Source organism: Olivibacter sp. LS-1 (genome assembly GCF_008245145.1).
Taxonomy (GTDB): domain Bacteria; phylum Bacteroidota; class Bacteroidia; order Sphingobacteriales; family Sphingobacteriaceae; genus Olivibacter; species Olivibacter oleidegradans.
Window position 1 is genome coordinate 1,017,242 of record NZ_CP041643.1, and the last position, 22,827, is coordinate 1,040,068.

Consider the following 22,827-nt stretch of genomic DNA (forward strand, 5'->3'; position numbering starts at 1 on the left):
CACTTATAACTCTTCCTGCAGCCACTGCTTAAAAGCTTCGTAATCAGCTCCAAGTTCCTCTTTTTGGCTGGGTTTACTTTCCAATTCTTTTACTTGTTCAGGTATGAAGATGGCTTTCTGTTTTTCTTCAGAAAATACATCGGGAAACTTGCATGGGTGTGCAGTTGATAAAAATATAGTTGTATAGTTTCCACCTTGCTCTTTTTTATAAGCTTGCCCTGCTAAGTAAGCGATGGCGGTGTGTGGGCAGGCAAGATATTGATAGCTGCTATAAAGCTCGTCAATAGCACTGCGGGTCTCCTCGTCGCTATACGCGTAAGCTGTTACCGTTTCTTTCAATAACGCGCGATCGTCTTCAAAAAGATCCATAATGCGAACCCAGTTGCTTGGATTGCCTACATCCATTGCGTTAGATAGGGTGGCTATTGAGGGGCGCGGTTCATAGTAGCCGTCTGATAGGAAACGTGGAACCGTATCATTCACGTTAGTAGCAGCTAAAAACTGCCTAACAGGTAAACCCATTTTATAGGCTAATAAGCCAGCGCCAATATTACCGAAGTTTCCGCTGGGAACAGAAAAAACGATATCAGTTATTCCTTTTCTCTTCATTTGCGCATAGGCATTGAAGTAATAAAAGGTCTGTGGAATCAAACGGGCTATATTAATCGAGTTGGCAGATGTTAATCGGAACCGTTGATTAAGTTCAGCATCATTGAACGCCTCTTTTACCAAAGCCTGGCAGTCGTCAAAGGAGCCATCGACCTCAATGGCTCGAATATTCTGGCCGTTACGGGTCAGCTGTTGCTCTTGAATAGGGCTTACTTTACCCTTAGGATATAAAATGGTTACCCGAGTGCCTTCTACACCTAGAAAACCTAAAGCCACGGCTCCTCCCGTGTCTCCCGAAGTGGCTACCAATACATCTAAAAGCTTGCTGTTTTCCTCGGTTTTAGAAAAATAACCCATAACGCGACTCATAAATCGGGCACCGAAATCTTTAAAGGCAAGGGATGGTCCGTGAAAAAGCTCTAGTACTGCCGTACGGTCGTCAAGTGATACTACAGGTGCTTCAAAATTGATAGCATCATCCACTAATAATCGGAGATCATTGGCCGGAATGCTGTCGCCAATTAAGTGGTGAGCCACTTCAAAAGCGATATCGGGTAAAGTAAACTGCTCAAGATTATTAATAAAATCCGCAGAAAGCGAAGGGATCTCGGTAGGCATATAAAGCCCCTTATCTGAAGGCAAACTGTTAAATACGGCTTCTTTAAAAGAAACTCTTAGCTTTTTATTATTAGTACTGTATAGTTTCATGATGGTTGTTTGTTGTTAGTTATTGGTTGTTTGTTGTTAATTATCTGGTTGTTAGTTATTGGTAGTATAGTTAAATCCAATAACTATTAACGAGTAACTAATAACGAAACTATAACTCCCTCGGCCCCTGTTGATTTACTGCCGAAACGTAGCCGTTGCTATCAATACCTTTCGATTGCAGATGCTGTACAATTTGCCGGGTGATGTCCGATGCGGTTGGATGGTTATCGGCAAAGGCAAAGACAGAGGGTCCAGAGCCGGAGATGCCAAACCCAAGTGCTCCTGCTGCCATGGCAGTTTGTCGCATTTCATAAAATTCAGGAATCAGAATAGCACGAACAGGTTCAATCAGGACATCCTGCATACTGCGACCGATTAAGCCATAATCGCTCATAAACAGACCACTTACCAAGCCCGCAATATTGCCCCATTGAACCACCGCATCTTTCAGCTCGATTTTAGAACGAATCATCTGCCGAGCAGCACGCGTTGGCACATCTACGTGGGGAAACACTACGGAGCAGTATAAGCTTTTTGGAACAGGTATTGACACGACTTCCAGTGGCTCGTAACTTTTAATCAAGGTAATACCACCAAATAAAGAAGGGGCTACATTATCCGCGTGCCCGTGCCCACAGGCCAATTCTTCGCCTTTCATCGCAAAAGGAAGCAATTCTTGTTTCGTTAAAGGTTGTCCAAGCAGCTGATTAATAGCGAATAAACCAGCTACCGTACTCGCAGCACTGGATCCTAATCCACTTCCGATAGGCATGTGTTTATGCAACTCTATTTCCACTCCCACATCTTCACGGTTTAAATGCTTTAGTAACATCTGAACACAAGCGCTAACCGTATTCTTTGCCGGATCGAGCGGTAATCGGCCGTCATCGCCCGTAATCTTTAACAGTTTAACGCCAGGCCGGTCCGAGCGTTCCATAATCACCTCATCTCCCGGTTCGTCCAGGGCTAGTCCCAAGATATCAAAGCCGCATACCAGGTTAGCCACGGTAGCCGGTGCAAACACATGCACGCGGTCTTTTTCTTTTCGGGCCTTACCAGCGGGTTCTTTTTCTGTTGTTAATTCCATTTATTAGATAAGTAAAAATTCAAAAGTAAACCTGCCTACCGCAGGCAGGAAGTAAAAAGACCTACCGTCGTTAGACGCAAATCTTGTCTCAGTGGTCGATTTCGCATTACGTACATTGAGTGTAATTTGGCTATAACCTTTCATAGGCTCATTTTCACATTAGCTAATTATCACATGTAATTTATGCTCCCGCGTTCATCAAATCAGCAAATACACCGCCCGCCGTGACTTCACTACCGGCACCCGGTCCTTTTACTACTAACGGTCGTTCTTTATAACGTTCAGTAGTGAATGAAATGACGTTATCGCTACCCGAGAGGTTGAAGAAGGGATGCTTTTCATCCACCAGCTCCAAGGCAATGGATACCTTTCCATCCTCCAATTTTCCGATATAACGAATCGCTCGGTTCTCCCGTTGAGCTTTTTCTTTAAGCGTATCGAAGTAAGCCGCTTCCTTTTGCAGTTCTAAGTAAAAGTCCTCAACACTCGCTGCATCTAAACAGGTTTTGGGTAGAATCGCTCCTAGATCGACGTCCTTGGCTTCGATGGCTAAACCGCTATCCCGTGCCAAAATGAGCATCTTACGCATAAAATCAGTACCTCGTAAATCATCCCTAGGATCGGGTTCCGTATAGCCTAAGGCCTGGGCTTTCTTCACTACATCGTGAAATGAAGCATCGCCAATGAAATTATTAAAAATATAAGAGATAGTACCCGAAAGTATAGCCTCAATACGGATAATACGATCACCACTGGTCATCAGGTCTTTCAGCGTGCGGACAATCGGAAGACCTGCGCCCACATTCGTCTCATAGAAAAAGTCGACGCCGTGCCTTCTGGCCGTATCGCGTAATTGTTTATACTGTGCGTAGCTCGAGGAATTAGCAATTTTGTTGCAGGTCACTACCGATATATTCGATTCAAAGATTTTAAGATAGTGCTTGGTAGGTTCCTCGCTTGCGGTATTGTCCACAAATATACAATTAGGTAGATTTAATTGTTGCATTCTGCTAATAAAGGTCTCCAAGCAAGCAGTTTCTCCTTTGCTGTCCAATTCCGTCTGCCAGGAGGTCAATGAGATGCCTTCCACATCAAATAACATTTTGCGGGAATTACTCATGCCGACAACCTTTACCTGGATATCATTGTTGTCGCGCAGAAAAGCTTCCTGTTCTAATAATTGCCTAAACAAAGTAGATCCGATATTGCCGGTTCCAAGATTAAAAACATGTAAGGTTTTCTTTAATGCTGTAAAGAAAGCATCATGTACCGCATTCAGCGCTTTGGACAGATCTGCTTGGCTAATAATAACCGAAATGTTGTATTCCGATGAGCCTTGCGCAATAGCCCGTACATTAATACCATTGCGTCCCAAAGCATGGAATAACCTGCCTGACATGCCGGGGGTTTGTTTCATGTTTTCACCCACGATAGCAAGTACCGATAATTCATTTTCTATGACGGGGGGCTCTAATTTTTTTGCAAGCAGCTCCAGTTCAAATTCAGTTTCAATAAGATGTTTGGCTCTTAAGGCATCTGCGGGATGAACAGCAAACGTGATGCTATGTTCGGACGATGACTGGGTGATCAGCACAATGTTTATTTGTTCATGCGCTAGCAAGGAGAATAAGCGACCGCTAAAGCCGGCCTTGCCGATCATGCCACTGCCGCTTACATTGATAACGCTAATGGCATTAATCGAGGAGATACCTTTAATAGGATAAGATGTTCTGCCGCTATCATATTGGATAATAGTACCTGGAAAGCTTGGATTAAATGTATTGCGGATCACAATAGGCACCTTTTTCATGAAGGCGGGGATCATGGTTGGTGGGTAGATCACCTTCGCTCCAAAATAAGATAGCTCCATTGCCTCGGTATACGATAAAATCGGTAAAGGAAACGCTTTTTTTACCATGCGTGGATCTGCCGTTAACATACCATCCACATCGGTCCATATTTCGATAGCTTCCGCCTGTAATGCGGCACCGAAAATAGCAGCTGTATAGTCACTACCTCCTCTTCCCAGGGTAGTAATCCGACCATTGACATTAGAAGCGATAAAGCCGGTTACAAATAAAAATTTGCCTGGATTTTCTTGCACGAACTGACGGATGAGTAATTCGCTTTGTTGTAAATCTACCCGTGCGTTACCAAAATTGCTATCGGTTTTTATAAGGGAGCTGGCTTCGACGAATAAACTCTCCGGGAAGTACTGAGCCGCAATCTTAGAGACCAAAAATGCGGAACAACGCTCACCGTAACTCACAATGAGATCCTTGCTTTGTGAACTCAGCTCCCGCAGATTTAATACACCTTGTAAAAGATCCTCAAGTTCATTTAAGTAAATTTTAAGTTGCGTAAAAACAGGATTCTGATTCTTAATTTGAATGAGTTGCTTAACAACTGTGAAGTGTCTCGATTCCAATTCCTTTAAAGCAGGGCCGAAGCTGATTCCTTGTTCTGCTTCTTCAGCCATTTTGGTAAGGAGGTTTGTAATTCCGCTCATGGCCGATAAGACAACAATTGGCTTTTCGCCCTGTTCATACCCTTGTTTTAGGATGTCCAATAATGCATTAATGCTTTCGGCCGATCCGACTGAGGTACCTCCAAACTTAAGTATCTTCATTTTTTCTATTTATCCTTAAAGTCATTAAATAAGAAAGGCGCTTTCTCATCGAGAGAAGCGCCTTTTATGTTTTATCGCTGTTATTACAACATAAAGATTACTTCCCTCGGTGTTTTGCTATCCCGGTGGTAATCGTTGTGGATGTTGTAATAGATATAATTGCTTTCATTTTTGTAATTGGCAGTAAAGTAAATGGTTTATTTTTAATTTATCAAGAGAATTTTAATATTTTTTAGATTTTAGCAATTCGCATACGAATGCGTATTATTAGTTGGACGTTTTAAGTAACTTTTAATGATGAATTAGGCCTGCCTACCAGTAGGCTGAAGCGCCGAATGATTAATAACGGTGGCGGTAGCACAGGCTCATCTCAAAGCTTCAAGCTTATTGCTAACAACTTATCCGATTGTTTCTCGTGGAACAAAACAAGTAAAACCTTATGAGGCAGCCGTATTTAACCGGCCGTATGTATTGACTGCTGCCTGCTTGGCTTGCAAGAGGGCACTTAACATGCAGTAAGGTAGTTGTTGCCGCTATATTCGCACTATATCCGCTCTATAGAAAAGCAGGAAAACATAAATAGGTAGCGAATGTATACAGAAGAATAGGTGGATCTGACGTGGAATAAAGGTGGACTTCACGTGGACTTGACGTAGATTCAAAAATTGAAAAAATCTGAAAGGGAAGGATTAGTGTATTGAAATGAGGTCGTGATACCTTTCAAAGGTAAAAAAAGTTATTTTAAAATGGATCAGGTACTTCAGCCCCTTTTCTGTGGTGTTTTGCCATTGAATAAAAAATCTTATTTTTGGGCAAATCTTTGCAATAGCATGAAATATTCATCGTTATAAGCATTTAATTATTTCTTATAGCCTTAGAAAATATTGTATTCATATGAATGACCTAATAAAGTTACAGTTAGAAGACGCTAATGATTCCATGCAGAAAGCTATTTCGCATACCGAATCAGAATTGACAAAAATTCGCGCAGGTAAAGCAATGCCTTCCATGTTGGACGGGATCAATGTAGATTACTACGGAACACCTACTCCATTATCTCAAGTGGGAAACATTAATACGCCCGACCCTCGTAGCTTGGTTATTCAACCATGGGAAAAGAATTTATTAAGTGCAATTGAAAGGGCTATTATTGATTCCAATATCGGATTAAACCCACAAAATGACGGTAATATTATCCGTTTAGCGGTTCCTCCTTTGACCGAAGAGCGCCGTAGGGAATTGGTTAGAAAAGTAAAGGAGGAGGCAGAAAAAGGAAAGGTCGCTATTCGCAACATCAGAAAGGACGCTAATGACGGAATTAAAAAGCTTAAAAATGATGGTGTCTCGGAAGATGAAATAAAGGTGGGAGAAGGTGAAGTTCAAAAATTAACCGATAACTTTATCGCGAAAGTTGACAAATTAGCCGAAGCCAAAGAAAAAGATATTATGACCGTTTAAGGAAATTGAAATTATTAGTGAAAAAACCACGGATCGCACCGTGGTTTTTTTGTTCGTAGCTGCCGTTAACCACTCGACGATTCGACAACTTTACTAACCCACTAAATTGTTGCGCAAATAGCGCATTTCCATCACAAATTGCTTGTATTTTTAGACCAAAGTTTACATCGTATGAAGAGAATATTACTTTTTATCATCTTAACCTATTTCAATCCCGTATGGGCACAACAAAAGACTAACTTAACAGTTGAAAAAATAATGCGCGACCCTAAGTGGATGGGCGTGTCGCCCGAAAATATTAGGTGGGGAGAATTTGATGGGCACATCTATTTTAGATGGAATCCGGAAAATCTGGATTATTCACCCTTATACAGTATAACGGTGCGTGATCAAGAGCCTAAAAGACAAGAGGAGGATGTGACGCGAAGTTTTACACAACAAACGCAATACAATCGAAGTGGAAATCGAGCGGTATATGTAAAGGGTGGTGATATTTTTATATATGATTTAAAAACACGCAGCGAAAAACAATTGACGGCGACGATCGAGGAAGAGTCTAAGCCTCAATTTAATGTGCGTGAAGACGTTGTTTTCTTTAAACGTGAAAATAATTTATACAGCCTCTCCTTGATAAATGGCGAATTAAAACAGCTTACCAATTTTGTTAAGGGAAGCAAAAAGAAGGGTGACGCCCCTAAACTCTCCGATCAAAATCAATGGCTTAAAGAAAATCAATTGACTTTATTCGACGTGCTCAACGATCGTAAACAGAAAAAACACCGAGCTGATTCGTTAGAAGAACTGCAAAGGATAAAACTGCTGAGAGAGCTGCCTATAGCAGAAAATGAAATTGTTAGAACAATTGCTGCTAGCCCTAATTTGCAATATATTGCCTATATAAAATATAGTCCTGCGAAAGATAATCGGAATACGATCGTACCAAACTATGTAACTGAATCCGGTTATACGGAAGACATACAGACTAGAAACAAGGTTGGAGAAGAACAGGGTGCTACAGCTGCCTACCTTTATAAGGTGAAGGAGGATACGGTTGTGCGTATTACAACCGCTAATTTAGAAGGGATAAAAGATATACCTGCATTCTATAACGATTATCCTGAGAAGAAAGATTCACTAATTAAGTTAGATAAAGATCGGGCGGTTAATATAGCCGGCATTTATTGGAATCCTGTCGGAAACAAGGCTCTTATCACGGTTTATGCACAGGATCATAAAGATCGTTGGTTAACGCTTTTAGATCTGTCCACGGGAGCCTTACAAATGATCGATAGACAGCATGATGATGCATGGATTGCAGGTCCTGGCATTGGTGGAAGCTGGGGAGGAGAAAATGTCGGATGGATTGACGACCATCAGATTTATTTTCAAAGCGAGCAAACGGGATATTCGCATCTTTACAGCATGTCAGTAGACTCCCGTGTGAAAAAGCAATTAACAAAAGGGCGATTTGAAGTGCAAGACCTCGTTCTTTCAAAGGATAAAAAAACGTTTTATTTGACAGCTAATAAAGAGCATCCCGGAATAACACATTTTTACAGCATGCCGGTTAGTGGAGGAACGTTGCAGCAAATAACCTCTATGAAGGGAGGTAACGAAGTGAGCCTTTCGCCTGACGAAAAATGGCTAGCGATACGCTATTCAAGTAGTAACAGGCCCTGGGAGCTTTATCTGCAAGAAAACAGGCCGGGTGCAAAAGCGAAGCAGATCACCGAATCGCGAAGCGCCGAGTTTAAAGCCTACCCTTGGCGCTCGCCTGAAGTCATTAGTTTCACCAACCGTCATCAAGATAGTGTTTACGCTCGCTTGTACCGACCGGAAACGCCTAAGAAAAATAGTCCGGCAGTCATTTTTGTTCATGGTGCCGGCTACTTGCAGAATGTTCACTACTGGTGGAGTTCTTATTTTAGAGAATATATGTTTCATAATCTGTTAACAGATCTTGGCTATACCGTCCTTGACATCGACTACACAGCAAGTGCCGGTTATGGACGAAACCATCGCACCGGAATATACCGACACATGGGAGGAAAAGATTTATCCGACCAAGTAGATGGGGCTAAGCTGCTAGTGGAAAAATATCAAGTTAATCCTAAAAACATCGGTATATATGGCGGCTCCTACGGCGGTTTTATTACCTTGATGGCGCTCTTTACGCAACCGGAGGTGTTTACAGCAGGTGGAGCCTTACGTTCGGTAACCGATTGGGCGCATTATAACCACGGCTATACTTCCAATATTTTAAATGAACCGATTAATGACCCCAAAGCCTACCAACAATCTTCTCCTATTAATTTCGCCGAGGGCTTGAGGGGACATTTATTGATGTGTCATGGTATGGTGGATGTTAATGTTCATTTTCAGGATATTGTACGCCTTAGCCAGCGCTTGATTGAACTTGGAAAGAATAATTGGGAACTGGCTGTATATCCCGTGGAAGATCATGGTTTTGTAGAACCTAGCAGCTGGACCGACGAATACAAACGTATTTTAAAGCTTTTTGAGGAAAAACTTATAAACGAATAGCTCCTTCAATGCGTTATGTGGAAATATCGGATCTTTTGTTTGCTGCTGCTCACTTCTTGCCGGTATGAGAGAAGAGCACAGCCTGCATTTTACTTCTGGAAAACACAATACCAACAGCGGGAACAAGAGCACACGGCCCTTCGTAAGTTAGGCGTTAATCAGCTGTTTGTACGGATAATGGACGTCGATTTGGACGAAACCGGAAAGGCTGTTCCTGTTTCGCCGATTACTTTCAGAAACAACCTACCTGACTCCATCGATATTGTGCCTGTTGTTTACATCGTGAACAATGTCTTACGACAACAATCGGAACAGACATTAACCATACTCGCCAATCGAATTTTAGCATTTACCGAGGCGAAAGTAAAACAAAGCGGTAAAGATAAATTTACAGAACTGCAAATTGACTGTGATTGGACGCAAACGACACGTGAAACCTATTTTTTGCTGTTAAGAAAAATGAAAGCCCTGCTGGTAGATAAGGCTGTTACCTTGAGTGCAACGCTACGCTTACACCAAATAAAAAATAGACACGCGAGCGGTATACCACCGGTGGATAAAGTACTGCTAATGTGCTATAATATGGGAAACTTGCGTAAATATGGTATGCAAAACTCCATTCTGGACATGAAAGAGATGACCACCTATTTAAAAGATTTCCTGGGAAGTTACCCTTTGCCGATCGACGTTGCTTTACCTTTGTTCAGCTGGTCGGTGGTTTTTAGAGATAAACAATATGTGGGTATCTCTAAGCATCTCGACAGTTGGTCTTTGGCTGATACGAGCCTGTTTTATCGGCAAGAGGGCACACCCTTGTACCACTTAAAGCGAAATCTTCCAAAAGCCGGATTGCGGGTAAACGATGTGATTAGAAAAGAAGAAGTGAGTGTGCAGGATTTATTTGCTGCTTCTGATTTTTTATCTCGATATTTGCCTCGAAAGGATCTGAAGGTGCTTTTTTACCACCTAGATGCCGACCTATTAAATCGCTTTTCGGATGAACAACTACAAGAAATTATCGATCGCTTTTAGTTTTTTTATACTTCTGTTTTATGGCGAAATTGCAATCAATATTGCTTGCGGTCCGGAACCCGATCCTTATGATTATTACGTTTCCTATTTTCACAATGACATACAGGGAGATACCTATGCCGCATTTTCTTTTACCGATTTAAGTTTTTTGTACAGTGAGGATGAGCCGCAAAAGGAGAGCCAGATAAATTGTGATGAGTGGGCTCAATATTTGGGCGGAGATGTAAAGGCAACGGATGTATTTTCCGTAATGTATCGAGCAGATAACAAGACAGACTCGTTGATCAGTGCTTGGAGGACGAAAAAAAGCATAACCCTGCCAGATACGTTGAAAGATAATACTTTTTTACAAGCTATTGCGAAGCATAAGAGCGCATTCGATTATTATTTATTTGCCAAAGACTGTGAGGAGGCTTCTGCCTATGCATATGATATGTGGGATCCGGCACCTCGAGATACAACATCGATGGATTCGTTGGCTGAAAAGGCCATAAAGCGATTGAAGAAGGTTAAGCGCGACGAATTTTTACGTTTACGATATGCTTACCAAGCGGCAAGAATGTACCATTATTCAGCACGCTATGAAAAATGTTTGGCGGTCTATGAAGACTATATCGAACCGCTGTCTTATCGGAGCGCGGTACGGGGGTGGGCCTTGGCCTTAAAAGCCGGAGCCCTAAGGTGGTTGGGCGACAAAGAACAAGCGGCTTTTCTTTTTTCGAAGGTTTTTGAAAGTAATCCGGAAAGAAGAATCCAGGCTTATAAGAATTATCACTACATTGACGTGAGCACGCCATCGGTTCTTGCCTTGGCAAAATCAAAAGAAGAACAGGCAGTAATTTGGAGCATAGAGGGTTTTAACAATCCGAGTTTGAATCTCCATACGCTTGATACGGTATATAAGCTGGCTCCCACCAGTGTTTTAAACGGGGTGTTATTAATAAGGGAAATGAATAAGCTGGAAGGGTACCTAAATGAGTCACCCCTCAGCAATGATGTTTATGGATATCGGAATTATTATTACGGAAGCGATTCGTTGCAGCTGAAAGCTAAAAGTTATGCCGATAGTTTATTTCGCTTCTCGCTTCACTTAGCAAGTGACAAAAAATACCGAGAACCAGCCTTCGCGACGATTGCGGCAGCGTACATCAGTTGGATGCAAGGAGAAAATAAGAGAGCTTTTGATCTTTTACAACAATTAAATCCGGAACATCTATCACCCAAGTTACAGGATCAATACCGCATTACAGAATTATTGGTACAAGCCAGTAATATAAAAAAGGGAGATAATTTTAACCCAAATGCGCTGGTACCGGCTTTAAAATGGCTGGATGAGAAATGCATAGTTGAGCGGAAGGATAAGGTTGATAGCTTTTATGGGCAAAAAGATTTACGCTTTAGTCGAACAACGAGGCATTTTTATCAAAGTTTATTAGCTCCAAAATATCTAGCACTGCAGGATACGGCTATGGCCGCTATTTTGATGGTAAAAGGCGATTTAGAATGGAATCATAGCCATACGCGTGATTCGCTTTTTAAATACAGCTCTAGTGAAACGATTAATTTTTGGCGGCAACAATTAACGCCTACATCATTGTTGCGTATAAAGACATTAAAAGAAAATACCCCGAAAGATGGGTTGACGGAGTATTTAGTGAAAGTACTGCCTGCTCTTCCAAATGATGATTATTATGAGCTTTTGGGAACCGGTTATCTCCGAACACATGAATACGATAAGGCAGTCGCTGCTTTCGACAAGCTAAGTCCAAACTATAAATTCTGGGTGGCATCTGATTGGTATGGCTCGAGTGAGGACGCTGCATTACACGCTGACCCATTTTTAACCACGATTAACGATTACCCGAAGGCCTATGCAGACAGGGGATTAAATAAGAAGGAATTTGCTGAGCAGATGGCTATGTGGCAACGGAAAATAAAATCAAATCCGAAAAATGCAGCTAAATACTACTTTGCGATGGCTAATGGTGTTTATCAAACGGGAATCTTTGGTAATTCTTGGTATCTTATCAGCTATAGCTGGAGCCATTTGGATGCTTATGTATCAGGTACGAATTACTATGATGACGACTATAAGCATGCAAAACAAGCGATCATTTGGTATGAAAAGGCACGATCCTTAAGTAAGGATGTAAATTTTAAAGCAACATGTACCTTTATGCTGGCTAAATGCGAGCAAAAGAAATATGGTTATCGTTCAGTGAATGATTACTATTCGAGCCATAATTATGGCGAACCTGATCCCTTGTGGTTATTTAGCATGAAAAATAAATATTTTGTTGAGTTAGAAAAATACTATAAAGGGACTGTGTTTTATAATCAAGCACTGGGTGAATGCAGCTATTTGAGCGACTTTATAAGCGCTAGATCCAAATAGCTATTCTTTATCGGCTATTAGGCTCTGCTATCATTCCCATGGTATATACTTAGGTAACTCTCGTAGCGGCTTGTTTCGATTTCTCCTTCTTCCAGTGCTCCTAATACGGCGCAGCCGGGTTCGTTGATATGCCTGCAATTATTAAATCTACACTGGTTCATCAGTGCACGCATTTCAGGAAAAAAATGACTGAGCTCTTGTTGCTCGATATCGATTACGCCAAATTCCTGAATACCGGGAGTGTCAATGATATAACCGCCTTGTATTAAAGGCAGCATTTCGGCAAAGGTTGTTGTATGTTTTCCCTTATCTGACCAATCGGATATTTTTCCGGTACGGAGAGAAGCTTCCGGTATGAGTCGATTAATGAGTGTTGACTTTCCAACGCCGCTATGTCCCGAAATCAGCGTTACTTTATGCGTCAAAGACGCCTCTATAGCATCTATATTAATGCCTTTTAAAGCCGAAATTTCAAAGCAAGGATAACCGAGATGTTCATAAATTGATCGATAGTCGGCTAGTATTTCCAAACCTTCTTCGCTAAAAAGGTCAAGCTTATTAAACAATATACCGGCTGGGATATCATAGGCTTCCGCTGTCACTAAAAATCGATCAATAAAACCCAGCGAAGTTGGCGGTGAAGCTAAAGTAACTACTAAGTAAGCTTGGTCTAAATTGGCTGCAATAATTTGCGCCTGTTTCGATAAATTGACCGATTTACGAATCATATAATTCTTTCGGTCGTATAATTGGATAATAACAGCAGTTTCTTGCTCGGGTTCAGGTTCAATTTCAACCCAATCACCTACAGCGATCGGGTTGGTCGTTTTAATGTCCTTTGTGCGGAATTTGCCCTTTATGCGACATTCATAGCTTGTTCCTCCCGCTGAAACGGTATACCAACTGCCGGTAGATTTTGTAACAAGCCCTTTCATTTATCCTAAAATAGCGGCGAATCCCTTTTTCATCCGTTCGATCGTCTCATCTCGGCCGAGCAATTTTGCTATATCGAATACATGAGGTCCGAATTTACCGCCAACCAGCATAATGCGTAGTGGGAGCATTAGCTCTCCCAATTTTAACCCACTGGATAGGATCGCATCTTTATAATATTGTTCCAGCGCTTCTGTTTTCCATGGTTCAAAGGTAGTGAGTGCAGGAATAATGGTGTTAAAAAAGTTTGTCTTTTCATCACTCCATTTTTTTTGTATAGCTTCTATATCGTAGGTGGTAGGTGGTATAAAGAAGAAAGAAGCTTGTTCCCAAAAATCCTCAATAAAAGTGAGGCGGTCTTTTACTAATGCTAATACCTCTATCAGATAATCATCTGCCACATCCCTTATGCCGTGTGTCTCCAAGACAGCTTTAACCATCGGAAGAAGCTTTTCATTTCCGCTACGCTTGATCCATTCATGATTGAACCATTTCGCTTTCTCGAAATCAAACTTCGCTCCTGCTTTACTGATTCGCTCAATTGAAAACTTGTCGATGAGTTCGTCAAGCGTAAAAATCTCCTGATCGGTGCCATCATTCCAACCGAGTAACGCCAGCATATTAATAAAAGCTTCCGGAAGAAAACCAAGCTCGCGAAAGCCTTTGGTGAGATCGCCCGTTTTTGGATCGGTCCAATTCATGGCATAAACGGGGAATCCCAACCGATCTCCGTCGCGCTTGCTAAGCTTTCCATTTCCATCCGGTTTTAAAATTAATGGAAAATGAGCCCATTGCGGCATTTGTTGCTTCCAGCCAAGATATTCCCATAGTAATAAATGAACCGGGGCTGAAGGTAACCATTCTTCGCCTCTGAAAGCATGTGTGATTTTCATTTGATAGTCGTCTACTACCACAGCTAAGTGATAAGTAGGCATGCCATCTGCTTTCAAGAGTACTTTGTCGTCTACTAAAGAAGTATCAAAATTGACCGCCCCTCTAATCATATCATGGAAGCCGATCGTTTCTCCTACAGGCATCTTTATACGAATGACATGCGGCGTGCCGGTGGCCAAAAGTTCTTCTACTTCCTTTGCATCCAAACTGAGTGAGTTACGTAACTGCAGTCGATTCTCATGGCTATATTTAAAATTCGGAATAAGTTGGCGTTGGGCATCCAGCTCCTCCGGTGTATCGAACGCATAATAAGCATGACCGCTTGCTACCAATTGTTCTGCAAAGGTGCGGTATCGATCTTTCCGTTCACTTTGCCTATAGGGAGCATAGGGCCCGCCATGTACAGGACTTTCATCGGGTGTCAAGCCGCACCAAGCTAAGCAAGACAGAATATATTCTTCAGCGCCAGGTACATATCGCGTTTGATCGGTATCCTCGATTCTTAATACAAACTCACCGCCCTGGCTTTTAGCAAAAAGATAGTTAAACAAAACAGTGCGTACACCGCCAAGATGTAGGCCACCCGTCGGACTGGGTGCAAACCGTACCCTAACTTTATTCTCTATAGACATAAGCGCAAACTTAGATAAAAGGCTTTGGATATGCAATCTTCACAGTGTCATATCCATTTTTTAATCATTTTGCATAAAATTTGTACTTTGCACCTTTCTAGTTATTAGTTGGTCGTTGTTGTTTATTGATTTTAGGTTTATAGGGTTAACCTTGTATTAAATCACTTAAACCGAGGGCGGACAACCAATAACAAAGAACTAATAACGAATTAAATGAATCCATATCAGCATAGTCAACGGTGGAAATTTTTATTACTCATATTCGCTGCAATTATTGCAACGGCATCCCTTTGGTATACAAATTTTCTGGTCCAAAACCTTTCGGAAGCAGAACGCACGAAGGCATCTGTTTGGGCAATTAGTACGCGAAATATGTACGCCATGCCGGATGTGAACGATGAGTACATAACCTATATCTATAGCGTTCGGGATAGCTTAAAGGTACCGGCGATCATTACCGATTCAAAAGACAGCATTATCTACTACCGCGGTCTCGACTCAACAAAGACCTTGTACAACGTGACCGGAGAAAATCAAGGAACAAACCTCCCGAAGTATGATCCTGAATATTTCGATTATCAACTGGCCATTATGAAAGAAAGGCACCCACCGATAGAAATTGAATTGTCCGGTGGAGAAAAATGGTATGTTTACTATAAAGACTCCCTGTTGCTCACCCAATTGCGTGTATTTCCCTATGTTCAATTAACGCTCATTGCTATATTTCTCGGTATCGCTTATACGGTATTTAACAGCATGCGAAAATCGGAGCAGAATCAAGTATGGGTGGGGTTGGCCAAAGAAACCGCACACCAACTGGGAACACCGATTTCGTCACTTATGGCATGGCTCGAGTTGATGAAGGCGAAATTTGATGCGGAAGAAGATCCTTTGCTGATAGAGATGGAAAATGATGTGAAACGTCTGGAAATTGTAGCAGACCGATTTTCTAAAATCGGCTCTAAACCGGTGCTTGAGAATCATGCTGTCTACCCGGTAGTCAGTAATTTTGTGCGTTATTTTAAAGTTCGCACGAGTGATAAAATCAAATTTTCCGTATCAGGCGATAAAACTGTCGAGGCGCAATTGAGCGTTCCTTTATTTGACTGGGTGATCGAAAATATCTTAAAGAATGCAGCCAATGCCATCGAATCGGCAGGTGAAATTAATATAATTATCAGTGAAAATATTGCTAAAGAGCAGATATTTATTGATATTAGCGACACAGGAAAAGGTATCCCAAGAAATAAATTCGATGCAGTCTTTCAACCGGGATATACAACTCGAAAGCGGGGATGGGGCCTTGGTCTCTCCTTAACTAAGCGAATAATTGAAAATTACCATAAAGGACAAATTTTTGTTAAGGATTCGGAAGTAGGAAAAGGAACTACCTTTAGAATCGTATTAAAAAGCAGTTTAACCTATGAGCCAGCTAAAATCTGATGAATTCCCGGCCTTTTATGCTACTTACATTGATACCGTTTTTGGCGACGTCATGCACGTACTAAATGAGCAAATTACTAGTTTTCCTGCATTTTTAGAGGCCATTCCTGCGGGGCGGTCCGAATATGCCTATGCCGAAGGGAAGTGGACCATAAAGGAAGTGGTTGGGCATGTATTGGATACGGAGCGGATCATGGCCTATCGAGCGCTTCGTTTTGCTCGGAACGACACCAAAGCGCTCCCCGGCTTTGAGCAAGAAGACTTTGTTTTAAATGCTCGCTTTAATGAACGAAGTTTGGCTTCCTTAGCGGAGGAGTTTGTTTTATTACGGAAATCGAACATGGCCTTGTTCAATACCTTTAACGAAACCGAACTGAATCGAAGGGGTTTGGCCTCTGATCGTTTAATCAGCGTTCGGGCTTTTCTCTATATCGTTGCCGGACATCTCAATCACCATAAAAATATTATCAAAGAAAGGTATTTGGATACTATGGTGTAATGCCTGTTGGTGATTTTGCTATATATTCGACAACTTTTAAAGCTAATTTTAAAACTATTTAACACCTAAAGTGTTTTTATCATATCAATAAGGCCAGGTAATGGTTTTGTGATAAGGTTTAGGTTTTTGGAAACGCCCCGATGTGAAATTGAGGCGTTTCTTTTTTTGCCACTAATTTCATCGAAACTTCCAACTTAAGCAACCGTTTGCATGAATGTTTTTGTTTAAAATATGGAATTATTTTATTAGCCTTGTAAATACAATGTTAAATTTTTTCATATTCAATCTATATATTGAAACAAGATACTTAAACTCACTTTCACATGAACCAACATCCCAGCGCTAATGTCACGAAAAGCGGTGTAAACCCGATTGTTATTATCGGAGCATTATTCTTCATCTTTGGATTTGTTACCTGGCTTAACTCCGTTCTTATTCCATATCTCAAAATTGCTTGCGAACTCAATCATTTTCAATCCTACCTCGTAGCCTTTGCTTTTTATATAGCATATTTTGTAATGGCTCCTTTATCCACCAAAACATTGAAAATTTTTGGGTTTAAGAACGGTATGTCAGTGGGATTGATAATCGTAGCAATCGGTGCACTTATTTTTATTCCCGCTGCCATGACAAGGACGTATGCCCTGTTTTTATTGGGCTTATTTGTTCAGGGGAGTGGTCTTGCCATCTTACAAACAGCGTCAAATCCTTATATAACTATCCTTGGTCCTGCTGAAAGTGCGGCAAAAAGGATTAGTATTATGGGGATATGTAATAAGTTAGCCGGGGGGTTGGCTCCGGTTATTTTAGGTACGGTTATGCTCAAAGATGCAGATAAGCTGACCGCTAGAATAGAAACGATGCCGGAAGCGCAGAAGATAGCTGAACTTAATGAGTTGGCCTCACGCGTAATTTTTCCTTATATCGCTATAATAGCGGTCCTTGCGCTGCTTGCCCTTTTAATTTATCGTTCCGGTCTTCCAGAAATAGATACAGATGCGGAGGACGAAACGGTTGCAACTACGAATGAAGGTAAAAATAGTTTATTTGATTTTCCTCATTTGATCTTGGGTGTTTTTACTTTATTTCTTTATGTAGGGGTAGAAGTAATGGCAGGCGACACGATCATTAGCTATGGTTCATCTCAAGGAATCGCCTTGGAAACAGCTAAATATTTTACGTTGGGAACCATGATCAGTATGGTCATCGGATACATTATAGGTATCGTATGTATACCGAAGTATCTTAAGCAAGAAACCGCAATGAAATTATGCTCTTTGTTGGGATTATTCCTATCACTCGGCGCTATTTTTACCAGCGGATATGTATCAGTAGCTTGTGTGGCTTTACTGGGCTTGGCCAACTCCCTGGTTTGGCCCGCAATTTGGCCGTTGGCCTTGGCCGGTTTAGGACGTTTTACCAAGGCGGCTTCTTCTGTATTGGTGATGGGGATATGCGGTGGGGCCTTAATTCCACTTGGCTATGGTGCCTTAGCCGATGCATGGAATCCCCAACAAGCCTATTGGATTATGGTTCCTTGCTATCTGGTAATTTGGTATTACGCGATTGCCGGCCATAAGCTGGGTAAAAAATAACGAATACATACATACCAAGCCTTCAATGATACCCTCATTGAAGGCTTTTCATTAAACTAAATTATGAAGAAAATTTGCCTGTTTATTGCTATACTAAGTATAGCTTATGCGCAAGCACAAGAAGTAAATCGAGCTATTATTCAGGAACTTAAGGATCCCTATCCTACTCCGGCTAGTGACTGGCTTCAGGTTGAAAACGGATTAAACGCAAGTTTTGTTTCTGTAGACGATGCTTTTAAACATACAGCGCCACCCAAAAAAAGCCAATTGAAAGACCAATGGAAGGAAAGGGCTTGGCGAGGCGAAAAGGTGCATGCACAAGCTTTGGTATGGTCAAAAACGCCCATAGAGCAAATCTCCCTAACGGTTTCTGAATTAAAAGATGATCAGGGGAGCCGCATTGCCCCTGATAAAATAAAGATAGGATATGTTCGCTATGTACTAACGGATCATTTGGGAGATCTTAAGTCGGGATGCGGTATCCCCAAGGGTTTAGATACCTCCCTTGTAGCCGATTTAATAGATACGAGTACGGTCCTTCCGCTAGCGGAAAATACGACGCGGCCTATATGGCTTAGTATACAAGTTCCACAAGAGGCCAAATCTGGCAGTTATCGAGGACAGCTGATCATCAAGTCTGCGCAAGAAACGAAAATATTACCCTTTGAAATCAACGTATTGAATCGGATTCTTCCCGAAGCCAAAGATTGGTCATACCATTTAGATTTATGGCAAAATCCGTATTCCGTTGCCCGGGTTTATGGCGTGAAGCCCTGGACGAAAGCACATTTCGATGCGATGAGACCGTATATGGAAATGTTGGCGCAGGCAGGGCAAAAATCTATTACAGCAAGTATTATCTATGATCCATGGAACGGACAAACATACGATATATATGAGAGTATGATTAAATGGACGAAAAAGAAAAATGGGCAGTGGGAATACGATTATAGCATTTTTGATAAATGGGTCGAGTTTATGATGAGTTTGGGAATCAAGAAATTTATAAATTGTTATAGTATGATTCCCTGGAACCTGAAATTCTATTACTTTGATGAAGCGAGCGGAAAGAAGCAAGTGTTGGAAGCCAAGCCTGGAGAGACAGCGTATAAAAATCATTGGAAAGATATGCTCGTAGATTTTGCAAAGCATCTCAAGTCCAAGGGCTGGTTTGATAAGACAACCATTGCAATGGATGAGCGCGCGATGAAGGATATGTTAGAAGCAATTGCAGTCATCAAAGAAGCAGATCCAAACTTTAATATCTCACTTGCGGGAGCCGACCATCCGGAGTTGTACGATCAGTTGCTGGACTACTGTGTTGCTTTACGACATGAATTAAGTCCCGATTTAATTAATAAACGGCGGCGCAGCGGTTTTACAACCACGTTTTATACTTGTTGTACCGAACCTTTCCCTAATACGTTTACATCATCCTCTTATGCTGAATCCACCTGGCTGGCATGGTATGCGCTCAACAAGGATTTTGACGGCTACTTGCGCTGGGCCTTTAACTGCTGGGGGCCCCGTCCTTTGCAAGATACACGTTATGGTACATGGTTGGCGGGCGATGCCTGGCTGGTTTATCCGGGAGTTAGGAGTTCCATTCGGTTTGAAAGACTGGTGGAAGGAATACAAGATTACGAAAAGGCAAAGATAATACGGGCACAGTTGAAAAAGGAGGGGCGAAACGAAGAGCTTCAAAAGTTGGAAATGAAAATCAAAGCGTTTGAAACGGATGCGCTATCTGAAACACCGGCCTCTACTTTCGTCAACGAGGCGAAAGCTATATTGAATAGTTTTTAAATGAATTTATTGCTCGATCTTTTTTGGCCATTATTTACCAATGCTAAATGATGCATTACTGATAAATTTTCATGGCAGGAAGTAGGCAGAAATACTTATCTTCGGGACAAAATAGCATTATTGGTAACCATACTTTTTATCCTACACATTTTATGAAACGAAATTTTTTGAATATTGTCATGCTTATGCTGGCCTTGTCTACACTGACTATAGACAACGCTTTTTCTCAAGGATTAAAAATGCCTGCGGCAAGTAGCAAACAAACCATTACACAAGACTTAGGTATCAGTCAGATTACCATCAGCTATGCAAGGCCAAATGTAAAGGGGCGTAAGATTTTTGGTGGCTTAGAACCTTATGGTGCTGTTTGGCGTACAGGTGCAAACGGTGCTACCACGCTTACATTTAGCGGGGATGTAATAATTAACGGAAAAACGATACCTGCCGGCACCTATGGCTTGTTTACGATCCCTAATAAAAACGAGTGGACCATCATCTTGAATAAGGATAGCAAACAATGGGGTGCTTATGAATATAAGCAGGCGGACGATGTGTTGCGTTTTAATGTGAAGCCGGAGCAAACAAAAAGTAAAGTTGAAACTTTTACTATTAGTTTTCCGGAAGTTACAGCCACCGAAGCGACGTTAGCTATCGCATGGGAGAACACAAAAGTTACCTTTCCTATACAGGTAAATCAAGATGCCGAAATTATGGCTTCCATTGATGAGGCGATGAAGGGCGATAAAAAACCCTATTTAGCAGCTGCACAATACTATTTAAATAACAATAAGGATTTGGATAAAGCGCTTACTTGGGCGGACGAAGCGGTAAAAGCGAATCCGGCCTTGCCTTATCCGTACTATTGGAAGGCACAAATACAACTGAAAAAAGGAGATAAAGCTGGTGCTAAGGCGACTGCAGAATTGGGTAAGCAGGTTGCCGAGAAGGCTAAAAGCGACGAGTACATCCGTCTTAATAGTCAAATTATAGAGAAGGCAAAATAATTCTGTATCTTTGTGCCCCGTCACTATGTTAAGTAAGTGACAGGCACTTAGAAGTCTTTTTATCCACCTTACACAGGGTGGACCAATTGATCTGAGATAGAATTTTATTTTTTACTTTTGAATTTTTACTTAATCTATGTTTGATAGTTTACAGGATAAGTTAGACAGAGCCTTTAAAGTTCTAAAGGGGCAGGGAAATATTACCGAGATTAACGTAGCGGAGACCGTAAAGGAAATAAGAAAAGCCTTGCTGGATGCTGACGTTAACTATAAAACAGCTAAAGCTTTTACCGATGAAGTGAAGCAAAAGGCTTTAGGTGAAAATGTCCTCACGAGCATTTCTCCGGGTCAGTTGTTAACCAAGATCATGAATGATGAGCTTACCCAACTTATGGGTGGCACTGCGACAGATCTGGAGCTTGGTAAAAATCCAACGGTTATATTAATTGCGGGGTTAAATGGTGCGGGTAAAACAACTTTTACCGGGAAGTTGGCGAAATACCTAAAGGAGAAAAGAGGTAAAAAACCTTTGTTGGTTGCGGGTGATGTTTACCGTCCTGCGGCAATCGATCAGCTTGAGGTATTAGCCCAACAAGTGGATGTACCTGTATACACGAATCGGGAGTCTAAAGATCCTATCGCCATCGCCGAAGAGGGAGTTGCTGCGGCTAAACGTAATGGGCAGAACGTAGTTATTGTTGATACCGCGGGTCGCTTAGCCATTGACGAGGCACTCATGAACGAAATTTCAGCTGTTAAAGAAGCCACGAATCCGCATGAGATTTTGTTTGTTGTCGACTCCATGACCGGTCAAGATGCCGTTAATACAGCAAAAGTTTTTAATGACCGCTTGGATTTTACCGGTGTTGTGTTGACTAAATTAGATGGTGACACAAGGGGTGGTGCGGCGCTTTCGATCAAATCGGTTGTAAACAAGCCGATTAAGTTTATCGGTACCGGTGAAAAGATGGATGCTTTGGACGTGTTCCATCCTGACCGTATGGCGTCCCGTATCCTTGGGATGGGTGACGTAGTATCGTTGGTTGAACGTGCACAGCAACAGTTTGACGAAAAAGAGGCGGCCGCTTTACAGAAAAAGATCCGTAAGAATAAGTTTGATTTTAACGACTTTATTAGTCAGATCCAGCAAATCAAAAAGATGGGAAATATGAAGGATTTGATGGGAATGATACCGGGTGTTGGGAAGGCTATTAAAGATATTGATATTGACGATGATGCCTTTAAGCCGATCGAGGCTATTATTGGATCGATGACGCCATATGAACGGGAGAATCCGGACGCAATCGATCAGAAAAGACGTTTGCGAATCGCAAAGGGTTCGGGTACCGATATCAATGACGTTAATAAATTAATGAAGCAATTCAGTGATATGCGGAAAATGATGAAGCAATTCTCAAATCCTTCCTTAGCTGCTAAAATGATGCGAGGAATGCCCCGTACGCCTTTTGGAAAATAGGTCAGGCAGTATAAAATGGCTTAAATGGGCGGTATCTCTTTCGTGATACCGCCTTTTTTATTATCTTGGGGCTTCTTAACTG

Annotated in this window: 15 protein-coding genes; 10 read left to right on the top strand and 5 right to left on the bottom strand. The window is 41.6% G+C overall.

Features of this window, described 5'->3' with window-relative positions; genetic code table 11:
• Positions 1–3: 3 nt before the first annotated feature.
• The 3 genes from thrC to thrA form a co-directional block, all read right to left on the bottom strand.
• Entirely contained in the window at positions 4–1,317 is a 1,314-nt protein-coding gene (gene thrC, locus FKG96_RS04075) for a threonine synthase (RefSeq protein ID WP_130854560.1), read from the bottom strand.
• 109 nt (positions 1,318–1,426) lie between these two features.
• A complete protein-coding gene (locus FKG96_RS04080; RefSeq protein ID WP_130854559.1) occupies positions 1,427–2,404 on the bottom strand; it encodes a homoserine kinase in 978 nt (325 codons plus the stop codon).
• Between the two features lie 181 nt (positions 2,405–2,585).
• On the bottom strand, positions 2,586–5,033 hold the full coding sequence (gene thrA / locus FKG96_RS04085; protein ID WP_130854558.1) for a bifunctional aspartate kinase/homoserine dehydrogenase I: 2,448 nt from the start codon (positions 5,031–5,033) through the stop codon (positions 2,586–2,588).
• An 894-nt stretch (positions 5,034–5,927) separates the two neighbouring features.
• On the opposite strand from thrA, the gene frr reads away from it, so the two are divergent.
• The 4 genes from frr to FKG96_RS04105 all read left to right on the top strand — a co-directional run bounded on the left by frr (position 5,928) and on the right by FKG96_RS04105 (position 12,462).
• Positions 5,928–6,491 (top strand): ribosome recycling factor, encoded by a 564-nt coding sequence (frr, locus tag FKG96_RS04090; protein ID WP_013664722.1) that lies wholly within the window; start codon positions 5,928–5,930, stop codon positions 6,489–6,491.
• A gap of 171 nt (positions 6,492–6,662) precedes the next feature.
• On the top strand, positions 6,663–9,035 hold the full coding sequence (locus FKG96_RS04095; RefSeq protein WP_130854557.1) for a prolyl oligopeptidase family serine peptidase: 2,373 nt from the start codon (positions 6,663–6,665) through the stop codon (positions 9,033–9,035).
• Positions 9,036–9,050: 15 nt separating this feature from the next.
• A complete protein-coding gene (locus tag FKG96_RS04100; protein WP_130854556.1) occupies positions 9,051–10,067 on the top strand; it encodes a hypothetical protein in 1,017 nt (338 codons plus the stop codon).
• Complete coding sequence (locus FKG96_RS04105) at positions 10,033–12,462, top strand: hypothetical protein (protein WP_130854555.1); 2,430 nt, start codon at positions 10,033–10,035, stop codon at positions 12,460–12,462. The genes FKG96_RS04100 and FKG96_RS04105 overlap by 35 nt, the downstream gene beginning before the upstream one ends.
• 17 nt (positions 12,463–12,479) lie before the next feature.
• On the opposite strand, the gene rsgA is transcribed toward FKG96_RS04105, so the two are convergent.
• Both rsgA and gltX read right to left on the bottom strand, forming a co-directional pair.
• Positions 12,480–13,397, bottom strand: a complete 918-nt coding sequence (gene rsgA, locus FKG96_RS04110; protein ID WP_130854554.1) for a ribosome small subunit-dependent GTPase A — start codon at positions 13,395–13,397, stop codon at positions 12,480–12,482.
• Positions 13,398–14,921 carry a glutamate--tRNA ligase gene (gene gltX / locus FKG96_RS04115; protein ID WP_130854553.1) on the bottom strand — a complete coding sequence of 508 codons (1,524 nt, stop codon included), beginning with the start codon at positions 14,919–14,921 and terminating at the stop codon, positions 13,398–13,400. It abuts the gene before it with no gap.
• Between the two features lie 213 nt (positions 14,922–15,134).
• Between gltX and FKG96_RS04120 the strand changes: the two genes are divergently transcribed.
• The 6 genes from FKG96_RS04120 (at position 15,135) to ffh (ending at position 22,745) form a co-directional block, all read left to right on the top strand.
• Positions 15,135–16,364, top strand: coding sequence for a HAMP domain-containing sensor histidine kinase (locus FKG96_RS04120; protein WP_013664727.1), 1,230 nt, complete (start codon positions 15,135–15,137; stop codon positions 16,362–16,364).
• Positions 16,345–16,863 (top strand): DinB family protein, encoded by a 519-nt coding sequence (locus FKG96_RS04125; RefSeq protein WP_013664728.1) that lies wholly within the window; start codon positions 16,345–16,347, stop codon positions 16,861–16,863. Before FKG96_RS04120 ends, FKG96_RS04125 begins: the two co-directional genes overlap by 20 nt.
• A 323-nt stretch (positions 16,864–17,186) precedes the next feature.
• The gene (locus FKG96_RS04130) at positions 17,187–18,458 is read left to right on the top strand and encodes a sugar MFS transporter (RefSeq protein ID WP_013664729.1); all 1,272 of its coding nucleotides are present in this window, start codon (positions 17,187–17,189) and stop codon (positions 18,456–18,458) included.
• 63 nt (positions 18,459–18,521) lie between these two features.
• A complete protein-coding gene (locus tag FKG96_RS04135; protein ID WP_130854552.1) occupies positions 18,522–20,264 on the top strand; it encodes a glycoside hydrolase domain-containing protein in 1,743 nt (580 codons plus the stop codon).
• A 152-nt stretch (positions 20,265–20,416) separates the two neighbouring features.
• Complete coding sequence (locus FKG96_RS04140; protein ID WP_198140322.1) at positions 20,417–21,268, top strand: DUF2911 domain-containing protein; 852 nt, start codon at positions 20,417–20,419, stop codon at positions 21,266–21,268.
• Positions 21,269–21,404: 136 nt separating this feature from the next.
• Positions 21,405–22,745, top strand: coding sequence for a signal recognition particle protein (ffh, locus tag FKG96_RS04145; protein ID WP_130854551.1), 1,341 nt, complete (start codon positions 21,405–21,407; stop codon positions 22,743–22,745).
• The last annotated feature ends 82 nt before the right edge of the window (positions 22,746–22,827 follow it).